18 protein-coding genes are annotated in these 20,687 nt (G+C 39.4%); 12 read left to right on the top strand and 6 right to left on the bottom strand.

From position 1 onward, the window contains the following. Nucleotides 1-368: RNA-guided endonuclease InsQ/TnpB family protein (locus tag AACV00_RS08340; RefSeq protein ID WP_161680047.1), on the top strand; the 368-nt coding region annotated here is incomplete at its 5' end. A gap of 330 nt (nt 369-698) precedes the next feature. Here AACV00_RS08340 and AACV00_RS08345 read toward each other — a convergent pair. Then, entirely contained in the window at nt 699-2,348 is a 1,650-nt protein-coding gene (locus tag AACV00_RS08345) for an alpha-keto acid decarboxylase family protein (RefSeq protein WP_161680049.1), read from the bottom strand. A gap of 149 nt (nt 2,349-2,497) precedes the next feature. Between AACV00_RS08345 and AACV00_RS08350 the strand changes: the two genes are divergently transcribed. Further along, nucleotides 2,498-3,391: a LysR family transcriptional regulator gene (locus AACV00_RS08350; protein ID WP_004247816.1), complete on the top strand. Its 894-nt coding sequence runs from the start codon at nt 2,498-2,500 to the stop codon at nt 3,389-3,391. A gap of 217 nt (nt 3,392-3,608) precedes the next feature. After that, nucleotides 3,609-5,378, top strand: a complete 1,770-nt coding sequence (gene dld / locus AACV00_RS08355) for a D-lactate dehydrogenase (protein WP_036905800.1) — start codon at nt 3,609-3,611, stop codon at nt 5,376-5,378. Nucleotides 5,379-5,459: 81 nt separating this feature from the next. Here dld and sbcB read toward each other — a convergent pair whose 3' ends face one another. Together sbcB and AACV00_RS08365 are read right to left on the bottom strand one after the other, a co-directional pair. Beyond that, a complete protein-coding gene (gene sbcB / locus AACV00_RS08360) occupies nt 5,460-6,890 on the bottom strand; it encodes an exodeoxyribonuclease I (RefSeq protein ID WP_004247817.1) in 1,431 nt (476 codons plus the stop codon). A 243-nt stretch (nt 6,891-7,133) separates the two neighbouring features. Beyond that, nucleotides 7,134-7,547 carry a VOC family protein gene (locus AACV00_RS08365; protein ID WP_036900849.1) on the bottom strand — a complete coding sequence of 138 codons (414 nt, stop codon included), beginning with the start codon at nt 7,545-7,547 and terminating at the stop codon, nt 7,134-7,136. 260 nt (nt 7,548-7,807) lie between these two features. Between AACV00_RS08365 and AACV00_RS08370 the strand changes: the two genes are divergently transcribed. Both AACV00_RS08370 and tmaR read left to right on the top strand, forming a co-directional pair. Further along, nucleotides 7,808-9,070: an MFS transporter gene (locus tag AACV00_RS08370; protein ID WP_004247818.1), complete on the top strand. Its 1,263-nt coding sequence runs from the start codon at nt 7,808-7,810 to the stop codon at nt 9,068-9,070. Nucleotides 9,071-9,330: 260 nt separating this feature from the next. Then, the gene (gene tmaR / locus AACV00_RS08375) at nt 9,331-9,669 is read left to right on the top strand and encodes a PTS system regulator TmaR (protein WP_004247073.1); all 339 of its coding nucleotides are present in this window, start codon (nt 9,331-9,333) and stop codon (nt 9,667-9,669) included. A 173-nt stretch (nt 9,670-9,842) separates the two neighbouring features. On the opposite strand, the gene rne is transcribed toward tmaR, so the two are convergent. Then, nucleotides 9,843-13,364 carry a ribonuclease E gene (gene rne / locus AACV00_RS08380; RefSeq protein ID WP_063215325.1) on the bottom strand — a complete coding sequence of 1,174 codons (3,522 nt, stop codon included), beginning with the start codon at nt 13,362-13,364 and terminating at the stop codon, nt 9,843-9,845. Between the two features lie 531 nt (nt 13,365-13,895). Between rne and rluC the strand changes: the two genes are divergently transcribed. After that, on the top strand, nt 13,896-14,849 hold the full coding sequence (gene rluC, locus AACV00_RS08385; protein WP_004247076.1) for a 23S rRNA pseudouridine(955/2504/2580) synthase RluC: 954 nt from the start codon (nt 13,896-13,898) through the stop codon (nt 14,847-14,849). A 106-nt stretch (nt 14,850-14,955) separates the two neighbouring features. On the opposite strand, the gene AACV00_RS08390 is transcribed toward rluC, so the two are convergent. Together AACV00_RS08390 and AACV00_RS08395 are read right to left on the bottom strand one after the other, a co-directional pair. Then, entirely contained in the window at nt 14,956-15,354 is a 399-nt protein-coding gene (locus AACV00_RS08390) for a hypothetical protein (protein ID WP_004247077.1), read from the bottom strand. A 44-nt stretch (nt 15,355-15,398) separates the two neighbouring features. Next, nucleotides 15,399-15,998, bottom strand: coding sequence for a Maf family protein (locus AACV00_RS08395; protein ID WP_161680051.1), 600 nt, complete (start codon nt 15,996-15,998; stop codon nt 15,399-15,401). Nucleotides 15,999-16,139: 141 nt separating this feature from the next. On the opposite strand from AACV00_RS08395, the gene yceD reads away from it, so the two are divergent. From yceD to fabG, 6 genes are read left to right on the top strand one after another with little or no spacing between them, the layout of a single operon-like run. Further along, complete coding sequence (gene yceD / locus AACV00_RS08400; RefSeq protein ID WP_004247079.1) at nt 16,140-16,673, top strand: 23S rRNA accumulation protein YceD; 534 nt, start codon at nt 16,140-16,142, stop codon at nt 16,671-16,673. Between the two features lie 5 nt (nt 16,674-16,678). After that, entirely contained in the window at nt 16,679-16,849 is a 171-nt protein-coding gene (gene rpmF / locus AACV00_RS08405; RefSeq protein WP_004247080.1) for a 50S ribosomal protein L32, read from the top strand. A 24-nt stretch (nt 16,850-16,873) separates the two neighbouring features. Then, nucleotides 16,874-17,911, top strand: a complete 1,038-nt coding sequence (plsX, locus tag AACV00_RS08410; RefSeq protein WP_012367762.1) for a phosphate acyltransferase PlsX — start codon at nt 16,874-16,876, stop codon at nt 17,909-17,911. Nucleotides 17,912-17,915: 4 nt separating this feature from the next. Beyond that, complete coding sequence (locus AACV00_RS08415) at nt 17,916-18,869, top strand: beta-ketoacyl-ACP synthase III (protein ID WP_004247821.1); 954 nt, start codon at nt 17,916-17,918, stop codon at nt 18,867-18,869. Nucleotides 18,870-18,888: 19 nt separating this feature from the next. Continuing rightward, nucleotides 18,889-19,821, top strand: coding sequence for an ACP S-malonyltransferase (fabD, locus tag AACV00_RS08420; RefSeq protein ID WP_161680053.1), 933 nt, complete (start codon nt 18,889-18,891; stop codon nt 19,819-19,821). An 8-nt stretch (nt 19,822-19,829) separates the two neighbouring features. Then, nucleotides 19,830-20,564 carry a 3-oxoacyl-ACP reductase FabG gene (gene fabG / locus AACV00_RS08425; protein WP_004247085.1) on the top strand — a complete coding sequence of 245 codons (735 nt, stop codon included), beginning with the start codon at nt 19,830-19,832 and terminating at the stop codon, nt 20,562-20,564. The last annotated feature ends 123 nt before the right edge of the window (nt 20,565-20,687 follow it).

Raw genomic sequence — 20,687 nt, forward strand, 5'->3', positions numbered from 1 at the left:
CGACAGAACGGCCTGGACGGAACGTAAAAGCTAAATCTGGTTTAAACCGCTCAATACTGGAGCAGGGCTGGTATGAAATGCGCCGTCAGCTTGAGTACAAGCAGCTCTGGCGAGGTGGTCAGGTACTGGCAATACCCCCTGCCTACACCAGTCAGAAGTGCGCTTGCTGTGGTCATACAGCAAAGGAAAACCGCCAGTCACAAAGTCAATTCGAGTGCCTTGAATGTGGATATACAGCGAATGCTGATATCAACGGGGCACGTAACATTTTAGCGGCAGGACATGCCGTGCTTGCCTGTGGAGGGAGGGTGCAGTCAGACCGCCCGTCGAAGCAGGAACCCGCCGAGGTGATTCAGACATCAGTCTGAACGCAGTAGGGATCCACGTCCTTTAGGGCGTGGAGGATGTCAAATTAGCTATGTTTAGTTTTTATGACAGGCATTATTATATTAGAGATATTTTCTAAATTGTTTTGCAGTAATTTATTCAGAGTTTTTTTATTATTTTTACTAACATTATATGATAGTTTGAATATAGTGTGATCAATGTAGTAAAAAATATCGGCATATTCTCTATATTAAAAATAAAAATTAGAGTATGCCGATGATTTAAATTATACCTTATTTATTAAGCAAATTAGCTAAGCTTTATCTATTTTGTACTGTTAAATGCTTAATTAGTTATTCTACTTATTCATTTTAGAATGAATATAATGAACTTTTTGATTCTTTTAATTTTTGCGCTAATTCAGAGGCCTCATATCGCTCTGTGACTATCTCAATATAAGATGCGCTATCTGTTAATGCGGCTTTATTTAACGCATTATCGAGTTCACTTGCTGTAGTCACTTTTTCACTATACCAATCTGTTGCACCAAAGGCTTGAGGTAACTGATGATAGTTCCACTGAGCTAAATCATTATAATAAGCTTCGGGGTAATCACATAATAATCTCTCTATTAAATAACCATCGTTATTTAATACTAGAATAATAGGTTTTAAACCGAAACGAACAAATTGACTAATTTCTTGTACTGTTAATTGATGAGAGCCTTCACCGGTAATTAAAATAATACGTTTTTCTGGTGCCGCTAACGCAGCGCCTAATGCAGCCGGTGTTGCCCAACCAATAGAGCCCCATAGTGTTTGGTTATGAAATTGTGCACCTTCAGGTAATAAAGCGAAGCCTAATCCCATGGATGAGGTTCCTGTTTCTGCAATAATAATATCATTAGGCTTAAAGAATTGTTCTAAACGAGGATAGAGATATTGTGCTGTAATTTTATTATTATCAGATGTAACCGCTTCACCTAATCCTTTCGCTGTTATTTTATGATAAGTTTTATTTGGTAGTCGTTGGGTTAATTCAGAAAGAATATCTGTCATATAAACGCAGGAGTAGATCACAGAATCAATTTCAACATAGTCTGGCATGATACTGATAAATTGTTCTGATTTCATATTAGCAGTGAAACTGCCTGTATTAAAGTCAGTCATTAATGTACCGATCCCTAATATATATTCACTACTTTCGACAAATTCTCTGACCTCTGGTGTCATTAATTGTCCGTCATACATACCAACATATTGCGCGTTAGATTCACTTAATATGCTTTTATCCATAAACATAGTGGCATAAGGTAAACCTGTTTTATCAATAAAATGCTGGATTTTATCTGTTAACCCTAAACGTGCAGATAAAAAGCCTGGTAATACACAGACATTATTGCTGTGAGTAAGTTTCTCAACGATTGCTGATACTGCTTTTTCTAATGTTGCTTTATCACTTGTTGGCTTTTGTGGTGTGGTAACAGATAACGGCTCTACTACTTGGCTATTAGCATAATCTGAAGGTATACCAATATAAACAGGACGACGCTCTTTTAATGCCACATCTATTACGCGCTCCATTTCTTCCACACAATTTTCGGGTGTTAAAATAGTATGAGCGCAAGCAAGGCGCTGAGCAATCTGATAAAAAACATCAAAATCACCATTACCTAAAGTATGATGCACAAGGCGTTTACTTTTTTGTACGCCACTTGCTGGCATGCCAACTAAATGGAAAATCGGTAAATTTTCGGCATAGGCACCGGCAATAGCGTTAATCGCGCTTAATTCACCTACACCAAAGGTGGTGGATAATGCCGCCATTCCTTTAATTCGAGCATAGCCATCTGCAGCATATGCCGCATTTAATTCATTACAGTTACCAATCCAACGTTGTTGTTGGTTGTTGCAAACAGTGTCTTCAATAGGGAAGGCGTAATCACCAGCAACACCAAAAATATCTTTGATACCTAAATCATATAATCGGTCTAAAACGTACTTAATAACTGTGTTTGTCATATAATCTCCAGAAAATCTGAAATAATAATCTACTAAATGATAGTAAAGTTCTTACATTATGCTTAATGTTCTATCGCTAATTTTGTTTTTAAGGAAATGGTTTATTATTATTGGGGGTATAACCAAAAGTAATAAGGTAAAAATTATTTATGGATATTCGTGTTTTACGCTATTTTATTGAAGTTGTTCAATTAAATGGATTTAGCCGAGCCGCTGATGCTTTATTTATTACACAACCAGCCATTAGTCGTAGCATTAAAAAATTAGAGGATGAATTAGGCACTGTTTTATTAATAAGAGAAGTGGATGGAGTAAAATTAACCGATGACGGTGCTATTTTATATGAGCATGCAAAGCAGATCCTCGCTCAATTTAATAGTATGAATAAAGCATTAAATGATAAAGATGAACCTTTAACAGGCGCCTTAAATGTCGGATTACCTCCTGTTATAGCCTCAACCTATTTTGCTGATATTATCATGGCGTTTAGCTCTCGCCATCCCAATGTTGAACTTAAAATTTTTGAGCTGGGCACCAAACAGATGGAAGATGCGATGTTAGAAGGCACGGTAGAAACTGCTGCAGTGATGTTACCTTTTAATGATAAAGATTTTGAATTAACCATTTTTTCAGAAGATCACTTGATGTTATTAGTAGCACAATCCCATCCTTTGGCTAAAGATAAGAAGGTTAATTTTAAACAGCTTATTACAGAGCGGTTTATCTTTTTTTCAGAAGATTTTCGTATTAATGATTTGGTACGTAGTGCTTGTGGGATTTATAACACTGAACCACAAATTGTGGGGAGAAGTAATCATTTAGATTTAATTATTGCAATGGTTAAAGCCGGTGTCGGGATCACACTGTTACCTAATAGCATGTGTAATAAATATCCTATCGATGATTTAGTGGTTATTCCCATTACTTCCCCTAGGTTATCTTATCAATTAGCTTTAGCCACCAATCAAAATAGTTATCAAAGCCGTAGTTGCCAAGCATGGAATAAATTAGCAATAGAGAAATTAATGAAAGAGAATATTTAATCATGGAATGATAAATACGCTTTGTAAAAAGTGTTTTATTAATGGTAGCTATAATTATTTTATCAAACTAGCGGCTAATTTATTGTGATTAACTTGCTCACAATGGTATAAAAGTGGTTATATTGATAATACATTTCTTTTTATCTCATTATTTTTAAATAAAAATTAAATTGTGATAAAGAGAAAAATTAGACAAGACAGGAATAGGATAGGGACAATGAATGAGAGTAGCAGCTCCACAAACCAGCATTTTATTCGTAAGTTAGAAGGTATTGTCGGTAAAAAACATGTATTAACCCAAGAGCATAAAACAGAGCGATATCGTAAAGGGTTTCGTTCCGGACAGGGAAAAGCACTGGCAGTGGTATTCCCCGGCTCTTTATTAGAACAGTGGCGTATTTTTAAAACCTGTGTTGAAGCCGATAAAATTATTATTATGCAAGCGGCAAATACCGGGTTAACAGAAGGTTCAACCCCCAGTGGTGATGACTATGATCGTGATATTGTTATCATCAGTACCTTGCGCCAAGATAAAATACAAGTTCTTTCTGAATATAACCAAGTTATTGCCTTTCCTGGCAGTACATTATGGCACTTAGAAAAAGTATTAAAGCCATTAGGAAGAGAGCCACATTCAGTGATAGGCTCTTCTTGTATTGGTGCTTCGGTAATTGGAGGCATTTGTAATAACTCAGGGGGTGCATTAGTGCGCCGCGGCCCTGCTTATACTGAGTTATCACTTTACGCCCGTGTTAATGAACAAGGTGAAGCAGAGCTTATCAACCATTTGGGAATTGATTTAGGTGACACTCCGGAAGAGATATTAACCAATCTGGATAATCGACATTATCATGCGAAACAAATTCATGCGACGGATAAACTGGCATCTGATCATGAATATAGTGAGCGAGTACGTGATATTGATGCAGATACACCATCTCGATTTAATAATGACGAAAGACGTCTCTTTGAAGCGGCGGGAAGCGCCGGTAAGCTCTCTGTTTTTGCCGTAAGATTAGATACTTTTCCTGCTGATCATCGCACTCAAGTTTTCTATATTGGGACCAATGATCCTGATGAGTTAGAAGATATCCGTCGCCATATTCTCAGTCAATTTAAGGTATTACCCGTTGCGGGTGAGTATATGCATCGAAGTTACTACAAAATGGCAGAAGTTTATGGCAAAGATACCTTTTTAATTATTGATAAGTTAGGTACAGATAAGATGCCAGCATTATTTGCTATTAAAGGGCGTGTTGATGCTGTTCTTAATAAAGTGCCATTTTTACCTAAGAATCTAACTGATAGAACAATGCAATTGATGAGTAAGTTATGGCCTGCTCATTTACCTGCTCGTATGACAGAATATCGCGATAAATATGAGCACCATTTAATGCTAAGAATGGCGGATAGTGGTATAGAAGAAGCCTCAACTTATTTAAAAGAATACTTTAAACATGCCACGGGGGATTATTTCGAATGTACAGAAGAAGAAGGTAATAAAGCCTTTTTACATCGTTTTGCCGCCGCGGGTGCCGCGGTGCGTTATCATGCCGTTCATATTAACGATGTGGAAGATGTGCTACCTTTGGATATTGCATTACGTCGTAATGATCGAGATTGGTTTGAAAAACTGCCTCCTGAAATAGAAAACCAATTGCTCTATAAATTGTACTGTGGTCACTTTATGTGTCACGTTATGCATCAAGATTATATTATTAAAAAAGGTGTTGACGCTAAGGCACTTAAAGCACAGATGTTAGCCTTACTAGACAAACGTGGTGCGGAATATCCAGCAGAGCATAATGTAGGACATCTCTATTATGCAAAACCGCAATTAAAAGCGTTTTATAAACATAACGATCCGACAAATAGCATGAACCCAGGCATTGGTAAAACCTCCAAATTAAAATATTGGGGAGAAGAGTGTGGTTGCGGGCATAATCATCATCAAGCTGAAGTTAATCATATAGAAAACAAAGAATAAGTTTTTTATTCTATGACAGCTAAACATAATAAAGGCAGGGAAACCTGCCTTTTGCGTAATTTAATTGCTTATCTGATGTTATTAACTTGCAATTTCTTGAGCATATAAATATAGCTCTTGTAGTTGTTTTAGCTTTTCTTCGTTATCGCTATGTTCTTCTGCTAACAGCTGAATGGTATTGATATATTCAGTCAGCTTTTCTGGCGTTAATTGCTCTTTTCTATGCGCTAACCAACGTTGTTGTTCATCATAAGTTAATGTGGCTGGGAAGTTTCTCGCACGGTAACGGAAAAACAGCGGCTCCATACGTGGATCTTCAAAAGTTAAATTAAGTGCTGGTAAGTTTTGTGGCTGTGTTGAGCGAATAATTTCCATCGCGCTACGATCATTATCGCTAAAAAAGCCATTGTATAATTGAGCATCAACATCATCTGCAGGGGTAAATGGTGTTTGCTGAGCAAAAATCTCGACGACTTTATTGCGGATCTCAGGATTAGACAGCAATATTGCTTGGTTATTTAAACAATTATCAATATCTAATCCAATTCTATCGGCATCTTGAGATCTGAGGGTATTTTTAGGTGCAACGATAGGGCATTTATTAATATGCAGTAATTTTATCGGAACAGGTGGCTCATCGGCAGATAACTCACTGCGAGGAGTATATAAGCGCTCACGCAATTGCTCTGAAGTGAGGGTTAATAAAGGGGAAATATCCGCAGCTAAATCACAAACAATCACCGCATTACGATTATCTGGATGCCAAGCTAAAGGAGCTACAAGGCTTAAATTAGAACGCGCTGCACCAAACATACCAGAGACATGCACAAGCGGCGTCATGGTTGGGATATCTATCAGTGCTTGTACTTTACGTTTATCACGTAAATTAAAGAAATAATCAAACATACGAGGTTGCGCTTGTTTGAGTTTTTTTGCCATCGCAATAGTTGCATAAACGTCTGACATGGCATCATGCGCATTTTCGTGGGAGATCCCATTTGCTTTAGTTAATAGCTCAAGACGAAAACTCGGAAAACCATCATCATTCTCAGGCCAATTAATTCCCTCAGGACGCAATGCATAACATGCACGTAAAACATCAAGTAAATCCCAACGTGAATTTCCTTTTTGCCAACTATAAGCATAGGGATCATAAAAATTACGATATAAGATATTTCTGGTGACTTCATCATCAAAGCGTAAATTGTTATAACCCATAATACAACTGTTAGGCTGGCTAAAGGCTTGATGAATTTGGCGAGTAAATTCAGCTTCTGATACACCATGCTTTAGTGCTATTTGTGGTGTGATCCCCGTTATCATGACGGCTTCTGGCTGAGGTAAGTAATCATCATTCGGTTTGCAATAAATGACCAGAGGATCTTCAATGATATTAAAATCCATATCTGTTCTGACACCGGCAAATTGCGCAGGGCGATCCATCGCAGGATGCGTACCAAAGGTCTCGTAGTCATGGATATAGAAAGTGGGGGTATTAGCTGAATTTGACAAGGTTTCCTACCGTAATTTATCTACTTTATGGATATACAGACATGGTAAACCATAATGTTGAAAACGTGAAATGTCAGATTAAAGCATGTTAATAACGTCTCTGAGATAGGGTATTGCAGTTAAGGGAAGTCAAAGAGTATCACCACTTACGTTAATCACTATTTCATCGTTTTTTATGATGGTAATAAAGTGATAAGAAAGCCTTGTAATCCGTTGTGTTATATTTGTTCTATTGTAATATTTTTATTTATTATCAAAGAATTGCATACCTGAGTAAGGATATTGACGACAAGTTTTTAAACGACTCTCTAAATCGCCTACATGTATTTCTAATTTATGATTATCAGGATCGTAAAAATAAAAAGAGTCTCCTTCACTTTTATTTTCTTTCCACGATGTAATGCCGTGTGATAGAAGATGCTGTTTAAATGTTTCAAAATTATTTGCAGATAAACTAAATGCATAATGGGTGTAATCACTTATTTCAGTGATATTGCGGGTATCTTCGGATAAACATAACCACAAAGTATTTAACTGTAGATAAGCGCCGTGATCCCATAGTGCCAGGGGTTTAAAACCAAGTACTTCAACATAAAAGTGAAAGCTTTTTTTGACGTCATTGACGGCAAGTGTTAGATGATTTAAATCAGTAAGCATAATCATTAGTCGATAAGATAAATAATAAGGTTATTGTAACAAATAGGTCGAACAGAAAAGAATAATAGGGTGTCTATTTGTGTGTTGCATTTAAAATAGTGGTAAGTACTACCAGCATAAAAATCGATCTTCTGCACATAATTTGAATGTTAACGTTAACTTTAGTGCGTTAAATCACATAATGGTAAATATTTTCTACGTTATAAATAGAGTTAACGTTAACATTCTGGTCGCAAAATGACTTTATAAGGCGCTTAACAATGAATAAAGATGCTAAAAAATACTATGTGATCTTAAGTGCGTTGCTATTTTTCTTCTTTTTTACATGGTCTTCATCGTTTTCATTAATCTCTATTTGGTTACATCAATATGTTGGACTTAAAGCAACAGATACTGGTTTGATATTCTCGGCTATATCATTGATTGCTTTATGTGCCCAGCCACTCTATGGCTTTATTCAAGATAAACTGGGTTTACGCAAAAATTTACTGCTGGTTATCGCGGTATTGCTTATTTTATCGGGGCCTTTTTTTCTTAGCTTTGCGGCAATATTACGCTGGAATATTTTTATTGGCTCTATTCTCGGAGGGCTCTATGTAGGAATGACTTTTAATGCCGGGATCGGCGTTTTAGAATCTTATACTGAGCGTGTTAGCCGTATTCGTGGTTTTGAGTATGGCAGGGCGAGGATGTGGGGCTCTTTGGGATGGGCATCGGCAACCTTTATTGCTGGGCATAATATCAATATCGATCCTAACTATAACTTTTTTATGGCATCGATAGCGGGGGTGATCTTCTTAATTCTGTTGGCGTTACTAAAAACAGATAAACCAGATGCTTTTAATCAATTAGAGCATGGTAAACCTTCTGCACTCACCATCAAAGATGCATTAAACTTACTGTCATTACCGCGCTTTTGGGCATTAATATTATTTGTGGTCGGAACCTGTATTTATAGCGTCTACGATCAACAGTTCCCGGTTTTCTTCTCTTCACAATTTGCATCATTACAGCAAGGTAATGAGATGTACGGGTATCTTAATTCCTTACAGGTTTTCTTAGAAGCGGGAGGAATGTTTGTTGCGCCTTTCTTAGTGAACAAAATAGGGGCGAAAAACGGTTTATTATTGGCGAGTAGTGTGATGGCTGCGCGTATTATTGGTTCTGGATTAGTTGAAGGGCCGATAATGATCTCTTGTATGAAGTTATTACATGCCGTTGAGCTTCCTATCCTGTTAATTTCTATTTTTAAATATAACAGCCAACATTTTGATAAGCGTTTATCTTCTACATTGTATTTAGTCGGTTTCCAATGTGTCAGTTCCATTGTGGCAACATTGTTATCCCCATTAGCGGGTTATGGCTATGATCATTACGGTTTTGCCCCTACGTATATGGTGATGGGATGTATGGTAGTCGGTACTACGTTACTTTCTGCTGTGTTGTTACGTGCTGACTCGAAAGCATTACCACAACATGATATGACTGATCTCGATAGTAACAATAAAGCTCAACCGATTTAAGCGGGTAGGCATTAGCTATTACAGCGCTGCTAGATAATTTTTATGGCTACCATTCGTGAGTGGTAGCTTTTTTTATCGATTTTATTTAGGTTTACGAATATCGGCTGATTGACTATATTGAATAGAGCGTATCATTCTAATCTACTGTTTATTAAGCCAAATCAATTAAATTTATAAACTTTACTTGTTTATTGACACGATTAAGCGATAATCTTAAACAGTACTATTTTTCTTAAATATCAATTGTAAAGGTGTAGGAAATGGATAACGCAAGCAAGCCGTCTTTCCAAAACGTACTGGAGTTTGTGCGTATGTATCGTCGTAAAAACAAAATCCGTCGTGAGATCACTGACAATGAGAAAAAGATCCGTGATAACCAAAAACGTGTTCTTTTATTAGACAACTTAAGTGAATACATTAAGCCTGGTATGTCAATTGAAGATGTACTCGGTATTATCGCTAATATGCGTAGTGACTATGAAGATCGTGTAGATGATTACATCATAAAAAATGCAGATCTCTCTAAAGAGCGTCGTGAATTGTCAAAACAATTAAAAGCGATGGGTGAAATTAAAAATATTCCTAATATTAAAAATTAATTATATTAGCTGGCAAATTCAAAGGCCTCTGAATGGTTGTTCAGAGGCCTTTTTTTTCGTTTTTTCATCATAGTTATGGTCACACAAGCCATAAAACAAAAGAGCCTGCTAATTAACAGGCTCTTGGATTAACAACGGATATTTTATCGCGTTATATTATTGCTTCTTTTCTCTTATGACTCACTATGCGTTGACGCTTTAGTCATTTCAGATGAAGCATGATTAGTTGAACAATGACCACCCGCACCGCTACGGCCTTGCTTATCAAAGGCTGGACGTGCATCCCATGCTTTGATTTCAATTGCTACAGGCACATCTGTAGATGCCGGAGCTTTCGTCATTGGCGAGCTAGCATGTAACTGGCGTACTGCTGGCTCTTGACGAATAACGGTCACTTTAGCTGGCTGCTTAACTTCAACCGATACGACTTCGGTTTCCGTTTTAGTTTCAGTAACAGGCTCGGTCACTTCAGGCTGTGTTTCTACAGGTGTAGATTGAGAAGCAGTTTGCTCTACATGTTGCTCTGCCGCACATTCAGTCGATGCTTGGGTTGTTGCTGGCATCTCAGGTACAGGCGCTTGCGTTGTCATGTCACTATGGGTGTCTTCACTAGCGGTTTCATGATCAGCATTAGCTATGACTTTATTATGAGTGGTTTCTGTTTTCTCTTCGGCAACATCTGCTTGCTCAGTCACTTCATGTAGATAAGCTTCCGTTGTATTTAATACCGCAGAGATATTCTCTTTACGAGTAACATGCTCTTGGGTATTAACGTCAGCAATAACGTTGTTAACAGCGTTTTCTTCTACATGATCGGCAGTTGACTCATTAATATCAGCAGTCGTTTCTTGCGGTGCAATTGCGACAATTTCAGCTACAGCTTCAGTGGTTGATTCAGTACTAACTGTGACCGAATAAGTCGCTTCAGTTGCTTCAGTATTTGCTGTTTGAGCCTGAGCAACATCTGCAGCAATGGTTTCTGATACTTCTGGTGCAATAGCAACCATTTGTGGATCTTTATGTGTAATGAAGTTTTTAGCAACTGTATTGTCAGTGCTATTTTCAACATTATTCTCAACAAATGGTGCATCACTAATTGGTGTGACAGGGTAATGAATACATACTTTACCTGACGCAAGCTCTGGAGAAGCTACGGCCATCGTTAGCGGCATAGGGGAGACTAATGTACGTTCATCACGATAACGGCGACGACGTTGCCCACTAACACGTAAATGACGAGGTGAACGGCGAGAGCGACGTGGCATCACATTTTCTTGTTGGCCCGCATTCTCTTCTTTTTTCACTTCTTCTTGTGCTTTTACAGTATCAGTTAACGCATTAGCAGAAACTTGTTCTTGCTCATCTTTAACCGTCGCTACTGGTTTCGCAACTTGCTGTTTTTCTGATGATGGTAATTGACTAACCACTGTCGCTGGTGGCTCAGAAACCGGTGAGTCGCTCACAGCAACATCAATAGCAGGTGTTGCGACAGCATCAGTAACACGAACAGATTGCGTTAATTGACGGCGAGCACGACGAGGCATAACAGGGCGACGAGGTTCTTCTTTCTTCTCAGCCTGTTTTGCTACATTGTCATTTTCCGCTGTATTTTGTGCGGCTTTCGCAGCTTCTTGTTGTTGCTGACGTTTTTCTTCCTGACGACGACGTTGTTCTGCACGTTGTTCACGGCGTTGTTGACGACGGGCTTCACGTTCAGCGATTTCTTGCTCATTACTGACTTCAGTATTGGCATTTTGCGCTTTCTGATTACGGTTCTTACGATTTTCTTCGCTCGTTACGTTATCGCGATTGCGCTCGTGGTCACGATTGCGATCATTATCGCGTTCACGGCGGTTATTATTGCGACGATTGTTATTATTTCGGCGCTCACGACGGTTTTCATTATTCTCTTTTTTGCTTTCTTGCGGTTTTTCTTCAACTACAGGCTCTGGCTGACTCGCAAATAAGTTAGAGAAGAATTTTGCAATAGCACTAAAGAATCCACCATTCTCTGTTGTTTCGCTTTTCTTCACCTGTTTAGCTGGAGTTGGTGCAGATTTTTTCTTATTGGTGGTGTCAGCGCTATTATCTTGTAATGCAAAAGCGGATATCGCCGGTTGCTCTGGCGCTTTACGCTCAGGTACGGCTTCATCTTCTGCTTCATTTAACTGAGTTTCGTGATATTGCGCTAAATTATAGCTTAATGAAGAGATCTCTTCGCCCTTGCGCACACGAATAACTGAGAAATGCGGTGTTTGCATTTGATCATTAGGAACAATCACTACTTTGACATTGGCTTGGCGCAACTCAATATCGGTGACTGCCTTACGTTTTTCATTGAGCAAGTAAGAGGCAATTTGTACGGGCACAATAGCGTGTACTTCATGAGTATTTTCTTTTAATGCTTCTTCTTCGATAAGACGCAATACAGAAAGAGAAAGTGACTCATTATCACGGATAGTCCCTGTGCCTAAACAACGCGGACAAACATGATGGCTTGATTCACCTAATGAAGGACTTAAACGCTGACGTGACATCTCTAATAAGCCGAAACGCGAAATGCGACCTATTTGAATACGTGCGCGATCTTGGCGCACAGCCTCACGCATTCTATTTTCTACTTCACGCTGATGACGAACAGGGGTCATATCGATAAAGTCGATAACAATCAAACCACCAAGGTCACGTAGACGGAGTTGGCGCGCAATTTCATCAGCAGCTTCTAAGTTAGTGTTAAAGGCTGTCTCTTCAATATCGCCACCTCGTGTTGAACGAGATGAGTTAATATCGATAGCGGTTAATGCTTCTGTTGTATCAATAACCAGAGCGCCACCCGAAGGTAAACGGACTTCACGTTGGAAGGCTGATTCAATTTGAGATTCAATTTGGTAGTGACTAAATAGTGGTACAGCCCCTGTGTAGTGGCGAATTTTGCTAGCAAAATCACCACGACCAATGGCTTCAATATGGCTACGAGCCATTTCAACTACTTTAGCGTTATCAATTAAGATCTCACCAATATCTGGTCGTAAATAATCACGGAAAGCACGTACAATCACGTTACTTTCTTGGTGGATCAGAAAAGGAGCAGGGCGACTTTCCGCTGCTTTTTTGATAGCATCCCAATGTCTTAAACGGTAGCTTAAATCTTGTTGTAATGCTTCTGCGGATTTACCCACACCTGCAGTACGAACAATCAACCCCATTCCATCAGGAATATCAAGGCTAGATAATGCTTCCTTTAATTCAGTGCGATCTTCCCCTTCAATACGACGAGAAATACCGCCAGCACGAGGGTTATTTGGCATTAATACCAAATAGCTACCTGCAAGGCTAATAAAGGTGGTTAAAGCAGCACCTTTATTTCCACGCTCTTCTTTATCTACCTGTACAATTACCTCTTGACCTTCTTTTAAAACATCTTTGATGTTAGGACGACCATGTGAGTGATAATTACTAGGAAAATATTCGCGGGCAATTTCTTTGATAGGAAGGAAACCGTGGCGTTCCGCACCATAATCAACAAAAGCGGCTTCTAGACTGGGTTCAATTCGGGTGATTTTACCTTTATAGATATTGGCTTTTTTTTGCTCATGTCCGGGGCTTTCGATATCCAGATCATACAAACGTTGCCCATCAACAAGGGCAACACGCAACTCTTCCTGTTGAGTCGCGTTAATTAACATTCTTTTCATATTGTGACTTACTCGTTATTTTCACGTTTTATAATGTGCCACTGACATACGTAATTACACTATTGATAACCGATGACCTCGTGTCTTTTACAAAGGCGTCAACCTCACGGTTGTCGATTGTATAGAGGTGCAATTTGTCGGTGAGTCTGATTTTCAGTTCTAAAATTCAGCACTCTTTAATTGAGACGTAATGTGCCAACTCAATAAGTGATGTATTTATGGCATACTAAATTGTTTGATATTCGACTATGTCTTACGCCATTGCTGCATTTGAATATCAAACAAACAAAATTTCATAAATATACCTGATAAACTTAATCAGGAGAGTCTGCATTATTCCATTGGTGTTGGGGTTATAGCAAGATGACTTTTCCGCTTTGGTGACTTTTTCTGTATAAATATGAGAGATTAGTTAATGTTTCGTCTTTTTCCCATTAATCAGGTTAAAATAGGCACCCAATTTGATGTTATTTTGTGCACCAATAATTTGTTTGTCATTTTTTATTTTAAGAGAGCTAAAAAATCGCCACTATGAAATCATTTAATCAAGTTCAGTTCGTCACCATTGATGGCGATGAAGCAGGCCAGCGTATTGATAATTTTTTACTGGCACGCTTAAAAGGTGTACCGAAAAGTATGATTTACCGAATTATCCGCAAAGGTGAAGTTCGGGTTAATAAAGGGCGCATTAAGCCTGAATATAAATTAGCTGCAGGGGATAGCATTCGTATTCCTCCTGTCCGGGTAGCAGAAAAAGAAGAACATGCGGTATCGCCTAAGTTAGAAAAAGTATCAGCACTTGCTGAGTGTATTTTATATGAAGATGAACATGTGATGCTGATTAATAAGCCATCAGGGACGGCAGTACATGGTGGTAGCGGACTCAGTTTTGGTGTGATTGAAGGTTTAAGGGCATTGCGCCCAGAAGCGAGATTTCTAGAATTAGTGCATCGCCTTGATAGAGATACCTCAGGGGTATTGTTGATTGCTAAAAAGCGCTCAGCCCTGCGTTCACTACACGAACAGCTAAGATTAAAACAGATGCAAAAAGATTATTTAGCCTTAGTACGTGGTCAATGGCAATCTCATACAAAAGTAGTACAAGCCCCTTTATTGAAAAATATCCTACAAAGTGGTGAGCGGGTGGTTAAAGTAAGTAGTGAAGGTAAACCATCAGAAACACGCTTTAAGGTAGAAGAGCGCTTTGAATTTGCGACCTTAGTTAAAGCAAGTCCTGTCACGGGACGAACTCATCAAATTCGTGTCCATACATTACATGCCGGCCATCCTATTGCTTTTGATGATCGCTATGGTGATCGTGATTTTGATACACAATTAGCTTCAACCAAGCTTAATCGTCTCTTTTTACATGCGAGTTCATTAACCTTTATTCATCCCTCAACAGGGGAAAAAATGCGTATTGAAGCGCCGATGGATAAAACGTTACGTTACTGTTTACAAGTATTACGCAATCAAAAATCTTAATACTACTGTTTTCAAACTAGCAAAGTGGGAGAAAATTTTTTCCCACTTTGTTTGCAAATGATTTACCGTTGTCGTCCTAGAAAATAGGATCAGTATCCAGCCAGGGTTATTTGGTGATGGTTGATATACATTGCTCAACAATTTTATCGATATTCCACTCTTTCGGAAGCGATTTAGAGCCGTCTTTTCTCATTTCCATATCAACACGAATAAATTCGGTCATACCATAATCTTTGATGATGTTGTCGTAAGTACAGCTACAAACTTCGGTAATTTGTGGTATTAGTGCATCATCAGTCACACCAGAACCGAGTATGCAACTACTAATAAAGTTCTTTTTAAATGAAGATGCACTTTCATCTTCTTTTTTGGGATCAGTATTTTGGGCAACATTACTACTGTTGTCTGCTTTTACGGCTGAATTGTCAGGTGCTTTCTCATCAGAGCAACCTACTACCGATGCCGTAAGGATTAAAGCTGCCAAAATTGATGCTAATTTATTCATAATACGCTTTATCGCTAAATAAGATTAAAATAAGACAATCACGACTATTCCTGATTATCTGTGGAAAGTAATGGGTTAATTCTTTGTGAGAGTAACATTTTATTCAATCGGATAAGTGGTAATCCGATTAAAGAATTTGGGTCATCACCGCTTAATTTATCGAACAGAGTAATTCCTAACCCCTCAGACTTGAAACTTCCTGCGCAATAAAACGGTGTTTCTTTATTTAAATAGCCGATAATTTCATCATCGGTTAAATGCCGAAAGTGAACTTGAAATAATTCACAATGACTTTCATAGGCTAATGTTGAGCTATTATATAAAGTTAATCCAGTATAAAATGATACACATTGACCGGATGCTTGTTTTAATTGTGCAAAAGCGTTTTCAAAATTAAGGGGCTTACCCGTAATTTTTTTATTGAGTACACAAACCTGATCTGAACCAATAATTAAGTGATTTGGGTATTGTACCTCTAAAGCTCGCGCTTTTTCATAGGATAAACGAGTGACTAACGCTTGTGCACACTCTGTGGGCAAAGGGGTTCCGTCAATGTTTGGGGAGGCCTGTATAAAGGGCATTCCAAGCTTTTTCAGAAGCTGAGCTCGGAAGGGCGAAGTCGACGCAAGAACCAGTGGCAACATATTTTTTATAAAATCCGTAGCAAAATGATGCCCGACATTCTAAACTATGCGCCGCTGATAAAGCGAATTTTGGTGGAAAGGTGTAGATAACCCGCCTTTTTCTTTGACTATATTCCATTACAAAGATAATATGCGCGCCTTATGCAAAAGGTAAAATTACCCCTGACCATTGATGCGCTGCGAGCAGCACAGAAGAATTTAGACTATGACGGTCAATATTCCTCTGAGCAAGTTAGCCGCTTAGCTGAATCGGTGGTCAGTGTGGACAGTAATATTGATGTGGCTTTATCATTTGATATTGACCATCAACGTTTGGCAGTCATCAAGGGGCATTCCGATGTGGATGTCACTTTAGAGTGTCAGCGTTGCGGGGGCCATTTTCCCTATCATGTTCACACAACATATTGTTTTAGCCCTGTTGTTAGTGATGAACGGGCTGAAGCATTACCGGAAGAATATGAGCCAATCGACGTAGACGATTTTGGTGAAATAGATTTGCTGGCGATGATTGAAGATGAAATAATCCTCAACTTGCCGGTGGTTCCGGTACATGATTTTGAACACTGTGAAGTGTCCGACGCGGAACAAGTGTTCGGTGAACTCCCTGAAGAATTATCAGAGAAGCCGAATCCATTTGCCGTATTAGCCAGTTTAAAGAAAAGTACTAAGGAGTAAGGTCAATGGCCGTACAACAAAACAAACCAACTCGTTCTAAACGTGGTATGCGTCGTTCTCATGACGCACTGACAGCAACTCATGTTTCTGTTGACAAAACTTCTGGTGAAACTCACCTGCGTCACCATGTAACTGCTGACGGTTACTACCGTGGCCGCAAGGTTATCAACAAGTAATTAGCTTTATAGCTCGTTGATACTTTGACAAATCTAACCATAGCGTTAGATGCGATGGGCGGGGACTTCGGTCCTCGTATCACAGTGCCTGCATGTTTGCGGGCGCTGGCATCTAATCCTCATTTAAAAATATTGCTGGTGGGTCAACCAGACTCTATCTCTCCTCTGCTTGCAAATCAAAATGCTGAGCTAATCTCCCGTTTACATGTTATACCGGCTGAACATATTGTCGCCAATGATGCCAAACCTTCACATGCTATTAGAGCAAGTAAAGGCACATCAATGCGCGTGGCACTCGATCTGGTGAAAACAGGGGAAGCACAGGCATGTGTAAGTGCAGGTAACACCGGTGTGTTGATGGGGTTAGCAAAACTTCGGCTAAAAGCGATTGATGGAATAGAACGTCCTGCATTGGTTTCTGTGTTACCTAATCAGAAAAAAAGCAAGACCGTCGTTCTTGATTTAGGCGCGAACGTTAACTGTGATAGCCAAATGTTAGTTCAATTTGCTGTTATGGGTGCCGTGATGGCAGAAGAAATTGCAGGTATACATTCACCTAAAGTGGCACTTTTAAATATTGGTGAAGAAGAGAGTAAGGGATTAGATAATATCCGCGAAGCCGCCACCGTTCTTAAGGCGACACCAAATATAAACTATATTGGTTATGTGGAAGGTAACGAGTTACTGACCGGCAAAACAGATGTGTTGGTGTGTGACGGCTTCGCAGGTAATGTTTCCCTTAAAACAATGGAAGGGGTGATTAGAGTCTTCCTTTCATTGATTAAATCTTCTACTGGTGACAATAAAAAAACGTCGTGGTGGATGAAATTATTGAAGAAATGGTTACAAAAACGCCTAAATAAGCGTTTTGGCCATATGAACCCCGACCAGTATAACGGTGCTTCTCTGTTAGGATTACGCGGTATCGTCATTAAAAGCCATGGTGGCGCAAATGAAAACGCGTTTACAGCAGCAATAGAACAGGCTGTTCAGGCCATTGAGCGACAAATTCCAGAACGAATTGCCTCACGTCTGAATACAGTATTACCCAAGAGTGATTGATAGTATGTATACAAAAATCTTAGGTACTGGTAGTTACTTGCCTGTACAAGTGCGAACTAATGCCGATTTAGAAAAAATGGTTGATACATCAGACGAGTGGATTGTCACCAGAACAGGTATTCATGAACGTCGTATCGCAACAGAAGAAGAAACTGTTGCCAAAATGGGTGCGAGTGCCGCTGAGAATGCATTAGAAATGGCTGATATTGATAGACAAGAAATTGGCTTAATTATCGTTGCCACAACATCAGGCTCTCATGCGTTTCCGAGTGCGGCATGTCAAATTCAACACGCCCTCGGTATTGCTGATTGTATCGCGTTTGATGTTGCAGCCGCGTGCTCAGGATTCGTTTACGCGTTAAGTATCGCTGATCAATTTATTAAGGCTGGCACGGTGAAACAAGCTTTAGTGATTGGTGCTGATCGCTTATCACATGCGTTAGATCCTAACGATCGCGGTACAATTATTCTTTTCGGTGATGCTGCTGGTGCCGTCGTTGTCGGTGCTTCTGAAGAGTCAGGTATTATTTCTACACATTTACATTCTGATGGGCGTTTTGGTGAGCTGTTAGCTCTGCCTTATCAAGATAGAGAAAATCAAGACTTACCTGCTTATGTCACCATGGCAGGGAATGAAGTGTTTAAAGTCGCAGTTCGTGAACTTGCCCACATTGTGGATGAAACATTAGAAGCGAATCATATTGATAAATCGGAACTCGACTGGCTTGTGCCTCATCAAGCAAATTTAAGAATTATTTCAGCAACAGCCAAAAAGCTGGATATGACAATGGATAAAGTCGTGGTGACATTAGATCGCCACGGTAATACGTCAGCAGCATCCGTTCCTACAGCATTAGATGAAGCTGTAAGAGACAATCGCATTCAACGTGGGCAGTTAATTCTGTTAGAAGCGTTTGGTGGCGGCTTTACTTGGGGCTCTGCACTTATCCGTTTTTAATATTATCAGGAAAATAAACATGACTGATTTTGCAATGGTTTTCCCTGGACAGGGATCACAAGCGATTGGAATGCTTGCAGAACTTGCCGAGCATTATCCAATAGTGACAGAAACATTTGCTCAAGCATCTGATGTATTGGGTTATTCTCTTTGGGATTTAGTGCAAAATGGTCCTGAAGAAGAGTTAAACAAAACATGGAAAACACAGCCGGCATTATTAGCAGCATCCGTTGCTATTTGGCGTGTATGGCAAGAAAAGCAAGGCAAAATGCCACAAATGATGGCAGGTCACAGTCTTGGTGAGTATTCTGCTTTAGTCTGTGCTGGCGTAATTGATTTTGCTGCGGCGATTAAACTAGTAGAATTGCGCGGTCAATTAATGCAAGAGGCTGTACCTGCAGGTACTGGCGCCATGTATGCAATTATCGGATTAGATAATGATGCTATTGCAAAAGCTTGTGAAGAAGCGGCTCAAGGACAAGTTGTCTCACCGGTTAACTTTAACTCACCCGGTCAAGTGGTGATTGCGGGTAATAAAGAAGCCATAGAGCGTGCAGGGGCATTATGTAAAGAAGCTGGAGCGAAACGTGCGTTACCTTTAGCGGTAAGTGTGCCTTCTCACTGTGCTTTAATGAAGCCTGCTGCAGATAAGTTAGCTGTTGCATTACAAGAAATTGAATTTAAACAACCTGAAATTCAAGTTGTTAATAATGTTGATGTGAAAGCACAAACCGATGCTAATGCTATTCGAGATGCATTAGTTCGTCAGCTCTATAACCCAGTCCGCTGGACTGAAACGGTTGAATTTATTGCTGACAAGGGCATCACACAATTATTAGAAATAGGACCCGGTAAAGTATTAACTGGTTTAACGAAACGTATTTCTAAAGAGATGAACGCTGCGGCAGTTAATGATATTGCATCATTAGACGCTGCATTAGGAAATGACTGAGGGATCTCATGGGATTTGACGGAAAAATAGCGCTAGTTACTGGTGCAAGCCGTGGTATTGGCCGTGCGATTGCAGAAAAGCTAATAGCATGTGGTGCTACCGTAATTGGTACAGCAACGAGTGAAAACGGTGCTAAAGCGATCAGCGAATATTTAGGCAATAAAGGTAAAGGTTTTGTGTTAAACGTCACAGAAACTGACTCTATTGAAAAATTTTTAGCTGATGTGCGCGCGGAATTTGGCGAAATTGATATTTTGGTCAATAATGCAGGTATTACTCGTGATAACCTGTTGATGCGCATGAAAGATGATGAGTGGCAAGATATCATTGACACTAATCTTTCATCAGTCTTCCGTCTGTCTAAAGCAGTTATGCGTGCTATGATGAAAAAACGTTATGGTCGCATAATTACTATTGGTTCAGTAGTTGGAACCATGGGTAATGCTGGACAGGCAAACTACGCGGCAGCAAAAGCGGGTGTGATTGGTTTTAGTAAATCATTAGCACGCGAAGTTGCTTCCCGTGGCATTACGGTAAATGTTGTTGCTCCTGGCTTTATCGAAACTGATATGACCAGAGCGTTAACAGAAGACCAAAGAGCCGGTATTTTATCTCAAGTGCCAGCTAACCGTTTAGGTGATGCCAAAGAGATTGCCAGTGCTGTAGCTTTCTTAGCTTCTGATGAAGCAGGCTATATCACGGGTGAAACATTGCATGTCAATGGCGGCATGTACATGGTCTAATTACGGGGACGTCTTTATATTTGCTTTTTGCGTACAATATAATGCAAAATATAGCGAATAAAGTAGTCCACACAGTCGGGATTGGTTAGATCTTTTCCTGTATTTATAAACTAAGAAAATCAT

It is taken from the genome of Proteus sp. G3927, assembly GCF_963894685.1.
In the GTDB taxonomy this organism is placed as follows: domain Bacteria; phylum Pseudomonadota; class Gammaproteobacteria; order Enterobacterales; family Enterobacteriaceae; genus Proteus; species Proteus mirabilis.

Bases quoted from the DNA above. Each gene is read 5' to 3' on its own strand.
- fabD (WP_161680053.1), top strand. From the start codon at position 18,889: ATGACTGATTTTGCAATGGTTTTCCCTGGACAGGGATCACAAGCGATT.
- rpmF (WP_004247080.1), top strand. From the start codon at position 16,679: ATGGCCGTACAACAAAACAAACCAACTCGTTCTAAACGTGGTATGCGT.
- AACV00_RS08390 (WP_004247077.1), bottom strand. From the start codon at position 15,354: ATGAATAAATTAGCATCAATTTTGGCAGCTTTAATCCTTACGGCATCG.
- AACV00_RS08345 (WP_161680049.1), bottom strand. From the start codon at position 2,348: ATGACAAACACAGTTATTAAGTACGTTTTAGACCGATTATATGATTTA.
- dld (WP_036905800.1), top strand. From the start codon at position 3,609: ATGAATGAGAGTAGCAGCTCCACAAACCAGCATTTTATTCGTAAGTTA.
- AACV00_RS08365 (WP_036900849.1), bottom strand. From the start codon at position 7,547: ATGCTTACTGATTTAAATCATCTAACACTTGCCGTCAATGACGTCAAA.
- AACV00_RS08350 (WP_004247816.1), top strand. From the start codon at position 2,498: ATGGATATTCGTGTTTTACGCTATTTTATTGAAGTTGTTCAATTAAAT.
- AACV00_RS08415 (WP_004247821.1), top strand. From the start codon at position 17,916: ATGTATACAAAAATCTTAGGTACTGGTAGTTACTTGCCTGTACAAGTG.
- fabG (WP_004247085.1), top strand. From the start codon at position 19,830: ATGGGATTTGACGGAAAAATAGCGCTAGTTACTGGTGCAAGCCGTGGT.
- AACV00_RS08395 (WP_161680051.1), bottom strand. From the start codon at position 15,998: ATGTTGCCACTGGTTCTTGCGTCGACTTCGCCCTTCCGAGCTCAGCTT.
- AACV00_RS08370 (WP_004247818.1), top strand. From the start codon at position 7,808: ATGAATAAAGATGCTAAAAAATACTATGTGATCTTAAGTGCGTTGCTA.
- tmaR (WP_004247073.1), top strand. From the start codon at position 9,331: ATGGATAACGCAAGCAAGCCGTCTTTCCAAAACGTACTGGAGTTTGTG.
- rluC (WP_004247076.1), top strand. From the start codon at position 13,896: ATGAAATCATTTAATCAAGTTCAGTTCGTCACCATTGATGGCGATGAA.
- rne (WP_063215325.1), bottom strand. From the start codon at position 13,364: ATGAAAAGAATGTTAATTAACGCGACTCAACAGGAAGAGTTGCGTGTT.
- yceD (WP_004247079.1), top strand. From the start codon at position 16,140: ATGCAAAAGGTAAAATTACCCCTGACCATTGATGCGCTGCGAGCAGCA.